Below are 15368 nucleotides of genomic sequence, written 5' to 3' on the forward strand. Positions count from 1 at the left end.
CCGGGCTCTGTTCGGCACCCGTACGTGTAATGATGGCGCGTTCGAAGTCGGGTAACCTTGTTGTATGGCAACGGAAGCGGTGTGGAAGACGGATGCGATGGCCTTGGCCGATCGCATCTCCACCCTGCTCACCGTCGTGCGTAGCGCCGAGGCCGAGATCGGTGCGCTGCTGGTGGCAATCGAGTCCCGCGGGGTGATGGAACTCTTCGGTTACCGCTCGGTGGCCCGTCTTCTCGAGCACTTGGCGGACATCCCGAAGTCGGCGGTGGAGACGGTGGTCAAACGAGCCCGCGCCCTGCACCCCGACAGCACCGCAGCGCTGGCTCCCTCCACGGCTGCCGTCGCGGCCGAGGGCCGCCTGCGCAACCCGATGATCGACACCATCGTCGGCGCGCTCACGCAGATCCCCCCGGAGCATCGCGAGCAGCACCTGCTGGCCCTGGCCGAAGGCGCAGGCCACAAACTGGTCGCCGCGCTGGGAGCCCGCATCGTGGCGCACCTGGACCCCGACGGCGCCGAACCAGACACCACCGAACCGGCGGTCCCCAGCCGCGAACTGTCCTCGCGCCGCAAAAGAACCGGGGTATGGGAGCTGCACGGCCGTTTCGACGACGAGACGGGAACCCGAGCCAGCGCGCTCCTCGACGCCCTAGCCGAACGCCGCACAGGTTCCGAGGAGGGCGGCGACCACCGGTCCCCGCAGGAACGCTACGGCGACGGGAAAGGCCCGCAGTCACCGGCTCCGGGCCCAGACCCACGCGCGCACCCCGACAGCCGCGCCCTAAACACCTGCGCCCTCAGCGCTTGCGCTTTTCGAGCCGCTGCGGCTCCGCATCAATCTTCCGCTGTCAGTAGCGCACCGGAGGAAGCCGCCGACCTCGTCGATCGTCCGCAGGAGCCGGGCCCAGTCCTCCGGGTCCGAGCGCGCGGCGCACCGCCGTCGGCCACCAGTTGTGTGCGGCCGGTCGTGTGGGGCTTCGCTCGTTCCCTCGAAGCGCGTGCAGACCTGAATCCGCGTCGATCGCTGCCGTGCCTGCCGACTGCGAGTCATCCGCCCTGGCTGGCCAATCCTGCGCATGCCTTCGGCTCCGAGATTTCCGGAGTCAACCCGCCTTGGCTGCATGGCTCGCCTGGAGCCGCTCATGCAATGGCCCTCCCCGCCAAGTCACGTCGCGTCGAGTTGGGTCAGTAGGGGTGTCAACTTGCCGTTACCGCCGCCCGACCCTTTGCCGAACTCGCCGCCGGCTGCTGCGTCAGCAACACCACCACGTACCGCCCACTGACCACCCCAGTCGTGTTCAGTACCAACGCATTGCGCAAGATCATCCACCCCTGCTTGATCTGCCAAGACCTCCCCGGCAGCCCATCCGGGATCCCGAAGTACTGGTCCCACCCGTCGTCCGCCGGGTTGCGGGCCTCAGCCAATGCCGCCAACAACGGTGCCACCACGTCCGACGCGCTCGTCTTCGCCATTCCCCACTGCGTCGGGTCCGCCGGTGGCGTCGTGTGCGGCAGCCCGATCAGCGTCGCCGTGCGGGTCACTATCGCGTTGCCGCCGTTGCGCTCCCAGAACGATGAGGTGATCGCGTCGTTGCTGCCCTCCAGCATGTCCGTCAGGGCCGTGCAATACGGGCTTTCCGCGTCCAGCGCGGCCAGCTGCTTGTCCGACTCGCGGTCGTAGGACGAATCCGACACTCGTTCCGCGCGACGCCGCCGACACCGCGTTGCCCACCTCGGTGCACCCCCGATGACCTGTCGTTTCGCTGTGTCTTGCTGTGGAAACGCTGTGGTCCGCCCACTCGCTGGGACACCCGCGCGGCAGGCGTAGCGTCGGATTGTGGACATTCTCGTGGTGGGCGCCGGCGCGACCGGTGGGTACTTCGGCGGACGGCTTCTGCAAGCGGGCCGGGACGTCACCTTCCTCGTCCGGCCGGCCCGCGCGGAGCTGCTCCGGGAACGCGGGCTGCGGATCGTCGGCCTGGGGGAAGACACCGTCCTCGAGCCGGCGCTCGTCGAGACCGGCTCGCTCGACCGGACCTACGACCTCGTGCTGGTCGCCGTCAAGGCGACCGGCTTGGCCGCGGCCATCGACGATTTCGCCCCGGCCGTCGGCCCCGGCACGCTGATCCTGCCGTTCCTCAACGGGCTCGCCCACGTCGACGTCCTCGACAAGCGCTTCGGCCCGGACGCCGTGCTCGGCGGCGTCGCCAAGGTGCAGACCACCATCGACGACGACGGCGCCATCCGGCGGCTCGGCCCGCTGCAGAGCCTGGCCTACGGGGCCCGCACCGAACCCGCTCCCGGGAAGCTCGCCGACGTCGACGCCGCCCTGACGAACGCCGGGTTCGCCGCCGCCCTCGACGCGCGGATCACCGAGTCGATGTGGGCGAAGTGGGTGTTCATCGCCGCGATCGGCGCGGTCAACACCCTGATGCGCGGCACCATCGGCGACGTCGTGGCCGTCCCCGGGGGCGTGGAGTTCGCCGAAGCCGTCGTGGCCGAAGCCGCCGCCGTCGCCGCGGCCGCCGGGTACCCCGTGCCCGCCGCGGACCTCGCGGCCACCCGCAAGACCGTGACCGACCCCGCGATGGGGGGATCTTCGCTGTACCGCGACCTGCTCGGCGGTCACCCGGTCGAGGGGGAGCAGATCTTCGGCGACCTCACCTCGCGTGCCCGTGAGCTGGGCGTTGCGACGCCGCTACTCGATCTTGTCACCCTCCAGCTGCGCGTTCACCAGCACCGCATCGGGTGACGTGATCACCCAGCGCGCTTTGCCCGCGCAGGCCGGGGATCGTGGTCTTTCGGGCACCCGCGTGGCGGCGCCGACGCGGGGTTCCCGCGCACTGCTAACCTTCGGCAGGAAGGTTGCTTGAGGGTTTGACGAACGAATGCAGCGAGGGGAAATGGCGGACAGGTTCGAGTTCGTCCTCGGGGTCGTCGAAGCCCTCGTCGTCGGTCAGGCGACCGGCGGCGACATCCGGCGCTACCCGTTGCGCGCGGGCAACCTCCCGGCGGACCCGGTGCGGTTCGTGCGGGTCGCGCGCCAGGTGTACGACGCGCTCGAGGAGCGACGGCTTTCGGTGTCGGGCGAACTGCACCCGGGTGTGCGGACGGCGTTCGAGCTGCTGGCCGAGCCACGCGTTTCGGTTGCGGTCAGCGGGATCGACGGCCTCGGCGCCGACGTCGCCGTGCTCGTGGTCACCGACGGCGCCCAGGCGCTCGGCGTCACCCAGGCCCCGGACACCGACGAGCTGCTGTTCTCGCTGTTCGCCGACGAGGAGCTGGTCGAGGTCGTCACCGGCGTCCTGCCGCCCGCCCCGGCCGCGACCACCGGCAAGCACGTCGTGCACCGCGCGGCGGGGCGCGAGGTCTCGGCCATGACGGCGAAGCGGATCGCGGACGCCGAATTCGACGAAGAAGAGACCGACGCCTTCGGCATGATCGAGGTCAAGGCCGTGGTGCGGCCGGGCCGCCGGCCGCCGGCGGCGAAGCCCTCAGACGTCGCCGTGCTCGAGCGGGTGCTCGCCGAACCGCGGCTCGGCGGCGGCCACATCGCCGTCACGGCCCAGAGCAGGCGCGGTGAGCGGCTCTCCGGCGACCCGCTGAGCTGGCTGGACACCGCCGACGGCCGCTACCTGGTGCACACCACGACCGGCGAGGCCGGCGAACTGACAGCCGAGTACGTACCGGCCGGGCGGGCCGACCTCGCCCGCGCGATCCGCGACGCCATCGCCGCGGTGTACTGACCGGAAAGGGAACAGGCCAGATGACGGAAGAGACCGCGGCGGTTGCCCAGGCTCTCCAGGCGACGGCGCAGATGCAGACCGCGACCGAACCCGCGCAGAAGGCGATGGCCGCGGTCCGCGTCGGGCTCGCCGGCGCCCAGCTGAAGCGGCTCGCGCAGTCCGGCGGCTTCGCCATCGACGACACCACGGGCAACCAGCTGATCGAGGCCCTGGAAGGCGTGCTCGAGTCGCTCGAGCAGCGCTGGGCGAACCTGCAGCGCCTGCACGACGCGCCGGCGATGAGCCGGACCGCGACCGGCCAGTGGGTGTCCGCGCACATGGTGAGCACCGCCGCCGACGAGCACGGCCTGGTCACGCAGCTGCAGGCGGCCCGTCAGGAGTTCCCCACCTACATCGAGGCCATCAAGCTGGCCAAGAAGAACTACAAGACCCGGGAAGAGACCACGCGCGCGACGCTGACCTCGCTCCCGACCGCCGACCAGAGCTGAGGGAGACCGTGGCAGCCACCGCCGAGTCCGTCTCGGACCCGTCGTCCCCGGACTACAACCCGCGCAGTCCGCTCTACGACGTGACGGCCGATTCGTCGTCGAAGTACTACGTCGGACCGCTGAAAACGGACAACTCGCCCTCGGGCGACGAGATCCGCGAGATGGCCACCAGGGAGATCGACGACGAGATCCGGGCCGGCTGGCTCGGCCCGGCCGTCGACCCGGTGCTGCGCGACAAGAAGATCCAGGAGCTCTACCAGCAGCACCTCGACGACGCCAAGCACGGCCTCGACGAGGGCCTCGCCATGCGCGAGAACGGCGGCGCCCCGAAGACGTTGTGGGCCAACGCCAGCCACGAGCAGATGAACGACGCCATCACGCAGGACGCCAACCCGGCGACCGTCGCGGAGACGTCGGAGGAGTGGGTGGCGGTCGGCAACGACCTCGGCACGCACCAGAAGACGCTGGCCGACGCGATCAACGCGAGCACGAACAACTGGCAGGGTGACGCCGGTGACGCCGTCCGCGAGCACCTCGCCGGCGTCGGCAAGTGGCTCGGCTCGACCGCGCAGGGCGCGACGCTCGCCGGGCGCCAGCAGGAGATCCACTCCCAGGCGCTGAACGAGACCCAGCGGCAGATGGTCGCGAACCCGCCGGTGCAGTTCGACCTGCAGAGCACCAACCAGAAGCTGATGTCGATGACCGACCCGGTGCAGTACGCCGCGGCGGCCGGCGAGGCGATGCAGACCTACCGCGCGCAGCAGGCCGCGCGGGAGCACGCCGCGCAGATCATGACGCAGTACGACGAGACCATCGGCGCCGCGGTCGCGACGCCGCGGTTCCCGGCCCCGCCGAAGCTCCCGACCGCCACCGCGACGGCGCCGCGGCAGGGCACCGCGGCCGGCGGCGCGGGCACGAGCGGTGCCCAGCCGCTGATGGCGCGCACGGCGATGGACCCGGCGCTCGACCCCACGGCCGCGGGCCGGACCCCGGCCGGCCTCAACGCCGCCGGGCTCGACGGCACGGGTGGCCCCGGCGGCAGCGGTGCCGGGGGCAGCGGCTCCTTCGGCGGCGCGGGTATCCCGGGCGGCGGCCCCGGCGGCGAAGGGTCGGGCTTCTCCGGCAGCGGCATCCCCGGTGGCGGCAGCGGCAGTGGCATTCCCGGCGGTGGGAGCGGCATCCCCGGTGGCGGCGCCGGCGGCTCGGGCTTCTCCGGGGCCGGCATCCCGGCCGCGAGCGGTGGCGGCGGCGCGGGTGGCCCGGGCTTCTCGGGAGCCGGCATCCCCGAAATCCCCGGCGGCAGCTTCACCGGTTCCGGCATCCCCGGCTCGTCGGTGCCGGGCTCCGGCGACTCGACGACGTCGTCCGGCTTCACCCCGTCCGGGATCGGCGGGAGCACCGGCGGCAGCGGCGGCTACACGCCGCCGTCGATCCCGAACATCCCGGACGTCTCGGGCGGTGGCGGTGGCGGCGGCGTCCGCGGCGGCAGCCCGATCCCCGGGTTCACCCCGCCCGGCATCGACCCGATCACCGGCCTGCCCACCGGCCCCGGCCCCGGCGGTATCCCCGGTGGCGGCATCCCGGGCGGCGGCAAGATGCCGACCATCGGGCGCGGCGGCGGGATCAACGGCGAAAGCATCGCGAGCCGCCTCGGCGGCATCGGCGGCGGCTCCGGCGGTGGCTCGCTCGGCGGGATCGGCGGCGGTGGCGCGGGTGCCGGTGGCGGCGTCGGCGGTAGCGTGCGCGGCACGGGTGCGGGCAGCCTGGGCGGCGGTGCCGCGTCCGGCGCGGCCGCCGAGGCCGAAGCGGCGGCGGCGCGCAACGCGGGCATGGCGGGCGGCAAGGCCGGCGCGGCGGGCAGCCCGGGCATGGGCGGCATGGGTGCCGGCCGTGGCGGCAAGAAGGAAGACGACAAGGAACACAAGGCCGCCGACTACCTCGAAAGCGACGACCCGAACTTCTTCGCGGGCGAGCAGGCGGTGGCGCCGCCGGTGATCGGCGACTGGAAGAACCAGGATTGGAAGTGAACGCATGACCGCCGCGGGCTTCGAGGTCGAACCGGATGAGCTGGTCGCGCACGCGAGCCACGTCGAGAGCCTGATCGACCGGCTCGACACGGCGTCCTCCGCGGCCGACTCGGCGATGTCGGACCACGCCTACGGGCTGCTGTGCGCGTTCCTGCCGCCGATCATCCGGCCGACGGGGGAGAAGGCGAAGGAAGCGCTCGGCGCGTCGGCGGAAGGCGTCCGCGGGCTCGTGGACAACGTCAAGACGGCCGCGCAGTCCTACCGCGACGGCGAAGAGGGCAACGCGCAGCCGTTCGAGCGGCAGCTCGCCGCGTCGCCACGCACGGCGGAGGCGAGGCAGGCATGACTTCCCCGAACAACGGCCTGGGCGACCTGATCCAGGACCCGGACGAGGCGATCCGCCGGATGGACGACTGGGCGGCCGGGTTCGCGGCGAAGGCGCAGCGCTACCAGGCGGCGCAGGAGGAGACCGAGCGGCTCCGGCTGACCGCGACCAGCAGCGACGGCGCCGTCAGCGTCACCGTCGGCGCGGACGGCACGGTCACCGACCTGACGTTCAGCAACAAGGTCAAGTCGTTCCCGCTGGACGAGCTGTCCCGGGCCATCCTGACCACCATGCGGCGGGCGCAGTCCGGCATCGCCGAGAAGGTGGCCGGGGTAATGTCCGAGCAGCTCGGCGACGAGGACCGCGAGACCCGGACGTTGCTGCTGGACAACCTCCGCGGCCGGTTCCCCGACCCGGACGAACCCGACGAGCAGCCGCCCACCGACCCGCCGCCCGCCCCGCCGTCGCCGTCCGGTGGCGCCGCGACGCCACCGGCGTCCTCGGGGCCGGCGACGCCGCCGCGCCGCCGGACCGCGGGCGATCCGGACGAGCAGGACAACAACCCCTGGTGACGAGCGTCTGAACGACGGCTCGACAAGGACGGCTTCCGGGGTCGACACTGAGCCGATGACCGGCCTGATCCCCGGAAGCCGCGTCCGCCTGCGCCCTGCCGCAGCCGCGGACGCCGCCCGGTTCGAGGAGATCCTGTCGCACCCGGACATCGCCCGCTGGTGGGCGGACGCCGAAGAGCCGGTGGCCGACCAAGTGTCCTACCTGCTCGACCCCGACGAGGGCACCACGACCTACGCCATCGAGCACGATGACGTCGTCGTGGGCATCGAACTGGCCTTCGAGGAGGCCGACCCGCAGTACCGGCACGCCGGGATCGACATCGCGGTGCACCCGGACTGGCAGGGCCGCGGCCTCGGAACGGATGCGATCCGGACGCTGGCCGAGCACTTGTTCACCGTGCGCGGGCACCACCGGCTGGTGATCGACCCCGCGGCGGACAACAAGTCTGCGATCCAGCTGTACCAGTCGCTGGGCTTCCAGCCGGTCGGCCGGATGCGCGCGTACGAGCGCGGCCCGGACGGCAGCTGGCACGACGGGCTGCTGATGGACCTGCTGGCCGAAGACCTCGTCCCCGCGCTGGCCGGCTCGTGAGCACCCCGGTCGCGGCAAGACAGCTGCGGCGGGTGGCCGTGGCGAGCGCGATCGGGACCACCATCGAGTGGTACGACTACTTCATCTACAGCACGGCGACGGCGCTCGTGTTCGGCAAGCTCTTCTTCACGACGCTCTCGCCCGCGTCCGGCACGCTGGCCGCGTTCGCGACGCTTGGCGTCGGGTTCCTGGCCCGCCCGGTCGGCGGGATCTTGTGGGGCCACTTCGGCGACCGCGTGGGCCGCAAGGCGATGCTGGTGCTGTCGCTGCTCCTGATGGGCTTCGCGACGGTCGGGGTCGGCCTGCTGCCGACCTACTCCTCGATCGGTGTCTGGGCGCCGATCCTGCTGCTCGTCCTGCGCCTGCTGCAGGGGTTGAGCGCGGGCGGCGAGTGGGGCGGCGCGGCGCTGATGGCCGTCGAACACGCGCCGGAGGGGCGGCGCGGGCAGTACGGCGCGTTCTCGCAGATCGGCGTCCCGGCCGGGCTGATCCTGGCGCAGCTGCTGTTCTTCATCCTCGGCCGGTCCCTGACCGACGCGCAGTTCGCGTCGTGGGGCTGGCGGGTGCCGTTCCTGGCGAGCATCGTGCTGGTCGGCGTCGGGCTGGTGATCCGGCTGCGGATCGAGGAGTCGCCGGTGTTCGCGCGGCTGGAGCAGGAAGAGCTGCGCAGCAGCCGGCCGATGGTCGAAGTCCTGCGCGAACGGCCGCGGGCGCTGCTGGTGGCGTCGGGCAGCTTCATCGCCAACACCGCGATCGGCTACATCTTCCTGGCGTACTTGCTTTCCTACGGCACTTCGGTGCTGAAGATCAACCGGACGACGTTGCTGATCGTGGTCATCGTCGGCAGCGTGACGTGGCTGGTGAGCATCCTCGTCACGGCGGCGTGGTCGGACCGCGTCGGCCGGAAACCGGTGTACCTGGCGGGATCGGTGCTGCTGGTCGTCTGGCCGATCCCGTTCTTCCTGCTGGTGGACACGAAAGCGACGGTCTCGCTGATCGTCGCGGTCGTGGTGCTGAACGTCGGGCTGGGCGCGACCTACGGGCCGCAGTCGGCGTTGTTCGCGGAGCTGTTCGAACCGCGGTACCGCTACAGCGGCGCGTCGTTCTCCTACGCCGTGGGCGCGGTGCTGGGCGGCGGGTTCGCGCCGCTGATCGCGACGGCGCTGCAGACGTCCACCGGGACTTCGCTTTCGGTGTCGCTCTACCTGGTGGCGGTGGCGCTGCTGAGCCTGGTGGCGGTGCTGTTCATCCCGCGCTCAGAGCCGGTCTAGCCGGACCGCGGCCGCCATCCGCTCGTAGCCCGCGTCACCCGGGTGGAGGTGGTCGCCGGAGTCGTAGGCGGGCAGCATCCGCAGCGGGTCGGCCGGGTCGCGGACGGCGGCGTCGAAGTCGACGACGCCGTCGAAGACGCCGCTGGTGCGGATGAAGGTGTTCACCGCGGTGCGGGTCGCTTCGAGGGTGGCGTCGTAGACCTGCCAGCCCTTGAACGGCGTGAGCGTGCCGCCGAGGACGCGGATGCCGCGCGCGTGCGCCTGCGTCACCAGCTGGCGGTAGGCCGAGGTGATCGCGTTCGGGTCGGTCTGGTGCGGGTCCTGCTGGATGTCGTTGATGCCTTCCAGCACGATCAGCGTCCGGACGCCGCCGACGCTCAGCACGTCGCGGTCGAAGCGGGACAACGCGTTCTGGCCGGCGCCGGACCCGGGCACGTCGAGCAGCAGCCGGTTGGCGCTGATGCCGGCGTTGAGGACGCCGAAGCGGCCGTGCAGCCGGTCGGCGAGGTAGTCGGGCCAGCGGTGGTTGGCGCCGGCGACCGAGCCGACGCCGTCGGTGATCGAATCGCCGAGCGTCACGATCGAGGCGTCGGCGCCGCCTTGGACGTCGACGCCGGAAACGTAGTGCCAGACGGACGTCTGCTCGGTGTAGGGCGCGCCCGCCTCGCTGCCGGCGAAGTCGCCCGCGCGGGTGAAGTACGACGTCTGCGACGCGGCCGGGTGGTAGGTGACCGGGCCGGACTTCGTGGGCACGTACGTCGTGACGAGCAGGTTGGCGTCGGCCGGGATCCGGGCGTCCACGGGGTCGCTCAAGGCTTCGGCGCCGGCGGGGACGACGACGCTCGGCGCGCCGCCGAAGGTCAGCGACCGCAGGGTGCCGGGCACGGCGTCCGGGCCGGTGGCCTGCACGGCGATGGTGACGTGCCCGAAGGTCAGGGGAGCGGCGCCGAAGGCGTTGGAGAGGTGGACGCGCGCCCGGCCGCCGCCGGCGCTGCTGTGCACGACGTTGCGGATCGAGAAGCCGGGGTAGCCGTCCGGCGTGTTGGCCACGGCGGCCGCGGGCGCGGCGGCCCAGGTGCCGACCCAGCCGTTCACGGCGTGTTCCGCGGTGGCCGGGATAGCGCTTTCCGGATTGGCGCCGCCGGACGTCGTGAGAATGCCGAACCCCGCCAGGACGGCCGCGCTCACGGCCAGGAAGCGTCGCATCCACTCACAGTGGCGCGGCTGCTCCGGGCCAGGGACCGCTGATCAGGTGAGCGAACCGGACAAGATCCCGGACAGTATCGGGGAAGCCGGGGGCGGGCCCGTCCGGGATTCTGGGGATGCCGGACGGGCCCGCGCGAGGAGGCCGTTGCCGCGACGGCCGCTCGCCGGAGTGCCCGGTCCCGATCGGGCGGAGGCTGGCCCGGATCGTTGCGTCATGGCGACTCCGGAGGGCGTGTGCGAGACGCCCTCACCCAGAGCACGGCCGGTGGTGCGCGGCGGTTCAGCGGGAGGGGCGATTTGGCCGCGAATCGCGGTGCACGCAGGTCGGCGACGGGATGGGGAGTGCGCCGGCAGGCTGTGGAGTGCCGGGCGGCGCCTCGGTGTGGTCGGCGGCAGCCGGAATCGCCGACGCCGCGCGGAGCGCCGGGCTTCGCCGCGAAGCAGCTGGCCGGCGGCCGCGAAAGCTAACCCCGGGCATGCCGATGGCCCGGCTCGGAAGCCGGGCCATCCGGGCGGAACCTCAAGCGGCAGCGGGAAAACCGCCACCCAACGCGCGGTGTCCGGCGTCGGTCAGTTCGGCCGGTGCCCACTGGCCCGGCTTCGGCTTGCCCACCGCGCGGATCAGCCCGGCGCGCGCCAGGTCGTGGGCGGTGTTCTGGTCGCAGCACGACAGCCCGTCGACGCGGAGGTCGGGTTCACAGCTGCAGCGGAGCTCGGCGCGCCCGTCGCCGACCGCCTTGAGCATGGCGATCGCGCGGCGGCTCAGCGCGTTCGGGTAGGGGGACATCGGTCTGGCCTTTCGGTGCGCGGCTGGGTTCTGACGGCGAGCGCTGCAGCTCTCACCGATGACTACGCGCCGGGCGTGAGCGAGGTTCACTTCGATCGCCTCTTGACACCGGCAGGGCCAGCGAGCAGGGTCAGTCATCGGATGAATCAGCTCCGCCAACGGCAGATCGGCCACCAAAGGTCGAACTCTGCCGTCCTTCCGCCGTAGTCATCCGATCCCTGGAGGTTCAGTGACGACCTTCCCCCGCCGGCAAGCCCTCGGCATCGCGCTCGGTGGCGCCGTCGCCCTCGGCGCGGCCGGCCTCACCCCGGCCGGTGCCGCCGTGCCCGTGGACGCCGCGCCGGACAGCCCCGGCACCCCGATCGTCCCGCCCCCGGCGCCCGTCCCCGTCGCGCTCGACGCCTGGTTCACCAACGACGGCATCGACAGCGCCTCGGCCACCGGCGGCGACTTCGACGGCTCCGGCTACACCTTCCCGGCCGAGCACCTGCCCGCCGGGCAGACCGCCACCGTCGGCGGGGTCCCGTTCACGCTCGGCTCCGCGGCCGCCGGCGCGAAGAACAACATCGCCGCCACCGGCCAGAAGATCGACCTGCCGAAAGGCCGCTACTTCGTCGCCTACTTCCTGGTCGCGGCCAGCTACGGCACCACCGGCGGCACGGCCACCGTGCACTACGCCGACGGCAGCACGAGCACCGGTTCCCTCTCCGGTCCCGACTGGTACACCGGCTCCGGCGCGCTGGTCTCGCCGTTCCGCTACGCACCCGGCGGAGTCGTCGACAACAACCCGGTTTCCCTGGCCACCGGCCAGGTCTGGGTCGACCCGGCCCGCGACGCCGTCGCCCTGACCTTGCCCACCACCGCGAATCCGGCGCCGAACGTGTCCAGCCTGCACGTCTTCGCGCTCACCCTCCAGCCGGTGGCCGTGGGCCGCTCGGCGCTGGTCCTCGACAGCCGCTCGACGGTGAACCTGCTCTCCGACGGCGGTCCGCAGGCCGCCGAGGCGACGATCGTCAACGCCGGCACCGTGTGGCTCGGGGCCGGGGACAAGGTCGCCGTCACCGTGGACGTCCCCGGTGGCCGGACGACCGTGCCCGCGGCGATCCGCGCGCTGGCGCCGGGGGAGCAGGCGACCGTCCGGCTCGGGATCGCGCCGAACGCGTCCGTGCCGCCGGGAACCACGACGACCGGCCAGGTCCGCGTCACGGCCGGCCGCGGGACCCTCGCCACCCAGCAGGTCCCGATCACCCTCGGCGTCCCGGACTTCCGGCCTACGGACGCGTCGCTCTCGACGCACCGTGCGCCTTACTGGTTCAACGACAGCAAGTTCGGCATCTTCATCCACTGGGGCGTCTACGCCGTGCCCGCGTGGGCACCCGTCGGCCAGCAGTACGCGGAGTGGTACTGGCAGAACCAGCAGGACCCCAACGGCGCGACCTACGCCTACCACCGCGAGAAGTACGGCGAGAACTTCGCCTACGACGACTTCATCCCGCGGTTCACCGCGGCGAAGTTCGATCCGCGCACGTGGCTGAAGCTCATCGCGGACGCCGGCGCCGAGTACTACGTCTTGACCTCCAAGCACCACGACGGCTTCGCGTTGTGGGACACCAAGGTCAGCGACCGCAACTCCGTCAAGCTCGGCCCGAAGCGGAACATCATCGACGAGCTGTTCACGGCGTCCCGCAAGTACACGCCCCAGCTGCGCAACGGTCTGTACTTCTCGCTGCCGGAGTGGTTCAACCCGGACAACCCGTGGATGGGGCACGCGCCGCGCAACCCGTACACCGGCGCGCCGCTGCCCTACACCGGGTACACCGCGGGCAAGGACTTCGTCCGCGACTACCAGGCCCCGCAGGTGCTGGAGCTGATCTCGGAGTTCGACCCGGACGTCCTGTGGTTCGACATCGGTGGCGTAAACGACAGCCGGACCGTGCTCACCGAGTACTTCAACCACGCCAAGAACCGCAAGCGCCCCAAGGACGTCACCTACAACGACCGCGGCGGCATCCCCGACCACGACTTCACCACGCCGGAGTACACGACGTACCCGAACACCGTGGTGGCGAAGTGGGAGGCCAGCCGCGGTCTCGACCCGTTCTCCTACGGCTACAACCGCGCGACCCCCGACGACCGGTACATGACGGCGGAGGAGGTCGTCCGGACGCTCGTCGACATCGTGTCGAAGAACGGCAACTTCCTGCTCGACATCGGCCCGGACTTCGACGGCACGATCCCGGACGTCATGCAGAAGCACCTGCGTGACGCGGGCGCGTGGCTGAAGGTCAACGGCGAAGCCATTTACGGCACGACGTACTGGTCGCGGATGGCCCAGCTCGGCGACCTGCGGTTCACGGTCAAGCAGAACGAGGCCTTCTACGTGCACTCGCTGGCGGCGCCGGGCAGCAGGCTGGTGGTCGACGCGCCGGTGCCGATCCGGGCCGGGGACCGCGTGACGCTCCTCGGCTACCGCGGGAACCTGCACTGGACCGTCGAAAACGGCTCGCTGGTGATCGACGTCCCGGCCGCGGCCCGGCAGGCGGGCCGCTACGCGTGGGTGTTCAAGATCACCTGGAGCTAGCGGTCGGCGTTCTTGCCGATGTACAGCTCCGCGAACGCCGCCGCGGCCGCGGGCGAACCCACCAGGCGGCGCATCCGGGCCTCCGCGATGCGCGCCGCGAACGGGTTTTCGCCCGTGGCCGCGGTGTGGTGGAAGATGTCCGACAGTCATCGGCGCGACCAGGCGCAGCCGGCCGTGGGACATCGGCTCCACGACGTGGTTGTGCATGACGAGGATCAGCTTCCCCTCGACGATCGGGCCGTTCAGTAGTACTGGCGCAGCAGCGGCCACGCCGTCGACCACGGCTCGGTCAGCGTGCACAACGAAACCGGGGTGCCGTTCTCGTCGTTGTCCACGCCGCCGGCGGTGTGGTGCTTGGCGACCACCCGGCAGCCGGTGATCAGCCGGGACGCGGGTGAGCCGCGTTCGAAGCCGCCGACGAGCAGGACCGGGCCGACCAGCCGGTCGGGCGGCGGACCCCAGTCCGCGTAGGACATGTGCGGCGAGTACGGCTGGGGCAGCCCCAGCGCGGGCCCGTAGTGCTCGAGCGCGCCCGCCTCCCCGTAGTTCCCCGCGACGATCACCGCGGTATCCCGCTCGGTGGCCGGGATCCGCTCCCAGGCGCCGGCGACGGTGCCGACGAACTCCGGCCAGCCGACCTGCTCGCCGGGTTCCTTGTTGACCGCCAGCAGCGGGCCGTTCAACGCCGATGCCGGCACCACCGGGAGTCCGGTGAGGACGGACACGACCACGCACACCGCGGCCGCCACGCCGGTCAGCGCCCGCCGGGCTGTGCCACCCCGGGCCAGCCACCGCAGCGCCGGGTCCGCACCCAGCGCCACGAGCGGCAGCAGCAGTGGGATGGCGTAGTACGGCTTCCCGCCCAGAGCCAGGAGCTCGACGCAGACCACCGGGTACGCGATCGCGAGGGCCCGCGCCCAGCGCAGTCCCGGATCGCGCCACGGCCGCAGGAGCCCGGCCACCCAGACCGGCACCAGGATCGGCGACAGCAGGACCAGCTGCATCGGCACGAACAGGATCCGGTTCTCGGCGCCGTCGTCCTCGCTGATCCCGCCGGCGACGGTGAGCATCGGCCAGCCGTGCGACGCCTGCCAGACCACCACCGGCGCGGCCAGCACGACGGCGATCCCGACGCCGGCGGCGAGCCACCACGTCCGCAGCACCCGGCGCGGCCCGGCGACGGCCACGCCGATGCCGAGCCCGGACAGCAGGACCAGGACGAGCCACTTGTTCGTGAGGCCGACCCCCGCGGCGGCGCCGACGGCGAGCCACCACCGGCCGTCGCCGGTGCGCAGGAGCTTCAGGCCGAACAACGCGATCAGCGACCAGAGCAGGACATCCGCGGAGTTGGTGGCCAGCATGTGCGACACCACCAGGACGTACGCCGAGAGCGCCGTCGCGATCGCCGTGAACAGCTGCGCGCCGCGGCCGCCGCCGAACTCGCGCGCGATCCGCGCGACGACCACGACGGTCGCCATGCCGAGCAGGGTCGCGACCACGCGCAGACCGGACGGCGTTTCGCCGAACACCGCCGTCGACGCGCGCGCGAGCCACGGCGTGATCGGCGGGTTGTCGACGTAACCCCAGTCCGGCCGGTGGCCCGCCGCGACGAAGTACAGCTCGTCGCGGTGGAAACCGTAGCGGCCGGACAGCGCGGTCAGCACAACCGCTTGGACGGCGACGACGATCCCCACGGGCACCGCGGCGAACCGCGGCAGTTCTCGACCGGCCCCCATGGCAGTCTCCCCTCGGCGTGCCCGGATGCTACGCCGG

15 protein-coding genes are annotated in these 15368 nt (G+C 72.1%); 11 read left to right on the forward strand and 4 right to left on the reverse strand.

Translation table 11 applies throughout. The features are described 5' to 3' along the window. Positions 1-64 precede the first annotated feature (64 nt). Positions 65-1192, forward strand: coding sequence for a DUF222 domain-containing protein (locus tag ACZ7OH_RS05175; protein WP_470279690.1), 1128 nt, complete (start codon positions 65-67; stop codon positions 1190-1192). Positions 1193-1197: 5 nt separating this feature from the next. Here ACZ7OH_RS05175 and ACZ7OH_RS05180 read toward each other — a convergent pair whose 3' ends face one another. Further along, positions 1198-1695, reverse strand: a complete 498-nt coding sequence (locus ACZ7OH_RS05180; protein ID WP_470279691.1) for a hypothetical protein — start codon at positions 1693-1695, stop codon at positions 1198-1200. Positions 1696-1837: 142 nt separating this feature from the next. Between ACZ7OH_RS05180 and ACZ7OH_RS05185 the strand changes: the two genes are divergently transcribed. From ACZ7OH_RS05185 to ACZ7OH_RS05220, 8 genes are all read left to right on the forward strand, one after another. Beyond that, positions 1838-2752, forward strand: a complete 915-nt coding sequence (locus ACZ7OH_RS05185; protein ID WP_470279692.1) for a 2-dehydropantoate 2-reductase — start codon at positions 1838-1840, stop codon at positions 2750-2752. 151 nt (positions 2753-2903) lie between these two features. Then, the gene (locus ACZ7OH_RS05190; protein ID WP_470279693.1) at positions 2904-3746 is read left to right on the forward strand and encodes an ESX secretion-associated protein EspG; all 843 of its coding nucleotides are present in this window, start codon (positions 2904-2906) and stop codon (positions 3744-3746) included. A 20-nt stretch (positions 3747-3766) separates the two neighbouring features. Next, complete coding sequence (locus tag ACZ7OH_RS05195; RefSeq protein WP_470279694.1) at positions 3767-4234, forward strand: hypothetical protein; 468 nt, start codon at positions 3767-3769, stop codon at positions 4232-4234. Positions 4235-4242: 8 nt separating this feature from the next. Further along, positions 4243-6261 (forward strand): hypothetical protein, encoded by a 2019-nt coding sequence (locus ACZ7OH_RS05200; protein ID WP_470279695.1) that lies wholly within the window; start codon positions 4243-4245, stop codon positions 6259-6261. Positions 6262-6265: 4 nt separating this feature from the next. After that, positions 6266-6607 carry a type VII secretion target gene (locus ACZ7OH_RS05205; protein ID WP_400909156.1) on the forward strand — a complete coding sequence of 114 codons (342 nt, stop codon included), beginning with the start codon at positions 6266-6268 and terminating at the stop codon, positions 6605-6607. Then, positions 6604-7158, forward strand: coding sequence for a YbaB/EbfC family nucleoid-associated protein (locus ACZ7OH_RS05210; protein WP_470279696.1), 555 nt, complete (start codon positions 6604-6606; stop codon positions 7156-7158). The genes ACZ7OH_RS05205 and ACZ7OH_RS05210 overlap by 4 nt, the downstream gene beginning before the upstream one ends. Positions 7159-7213: 55 nt before the next feature. Next, a complete protein-coding gene (locus ACZ7OH_RS05215; protein ID WP_400909161.1) occupies positions 7214-7750 on the forward strand; it encodes a GNAT family N-acetyltransferase in 537 nt (178 codons plus the stop codon). After that, complete coding sequence (locus ACZ7OH_RS05220) at positions 7747-9021, forward strand: MFS transporter (RefSeq protein ID WP_470279697.1); 1275 nt, start codon at positions 7747-7749, stop codon at positions 9019-9021. Before ACZ7OH_RS05215 ends, ACZ7OH_RS05220 begins: the two co-directional genes overlap by 4 nt. Here the strand turns inward: ACZ7OH_RS05220 and ACZ7OH_RS05225 are convergent. Together ACZ7OH_RS05225 and ACZ7OH_RS05230 are read right to left on the reverse strand one after the other, a co-directional pair. Then, complete coding sequence (locus ACZ7OH_RS05225; protein WP_470279698.1) at positions 9007-10227, reverse strand: SGNH/GDSL hydrolase family protein; 1221 nt, start codon at positions 10225-10227, stop codon at positions 9007-9009. The two genes, ACZ7OH_RS05220 and ACZ7OH_RS05225, sit on opposite strands and share 15 nt — an antisense overlap. A 520-nt stretch (positions 10228-10747) precedes the next feature. Continuing rightward, complete coding sequence (locus tag ACZ7OH_RS05230; RefSeq protein ID WP_470279699.1) at positions 10748-11014, reverse strand: hypothetical protein; 267 nt, start codon at positions 11012-11014, stop codon at positions 10748-10750. Between the two features lie 229 nt (positions 11015-11243). Here ACZ7OH_RS05230 and ACZ7OH_RS05235 point away from each other — a divergent pair, with 229 nt between their 5' ends. Continuing rightward, positions 11244-13595: an alpha-L-fucosidase gene (locus tag ACZ7OH_RS05235; RefSeq protein ID WP_470279700.1), complete on the forward strand. Its 2352-nt coding sequence runs from the start codon at positions 11244-11246 to the stop codon at positions 13593-13595. 18 nt (positions 13596-13613) lie between these two features. Further along, positions 13614-13844, forward strand: a complete 231-nt coding sequence (locus ACZ7OH_RS05240; RefSeq protein ID WP_470279701.1) for a hypothetical protein — start codon at positions 13614-13616, stop codon at positions 13842-13844. Here the strand turns inward: ACZ7OH_RS05240 and ACZ7OH_RS05245 are convergent. Then, on the reverse strand, positions 13838-15331 hold the full coding sequence (locus ACZ7OH_RS05245; RefSeq protein WP_470279702.1) for an ArnT family glycosyltransferase: 1494 nt from the start codon (positions 15329-15331) through the stop codon (positions 13838-13840). The genes ACZ7OH_RS05240 and ACZ7OH_RS05245 overlap by 7 nt on opposite strands. Positions 15332-15368: the final 37 nt, after the last annotated feature.

It is taken from the genome of Amycolatopsis sp. NPDC114478, from assembly GCF_055633805.1.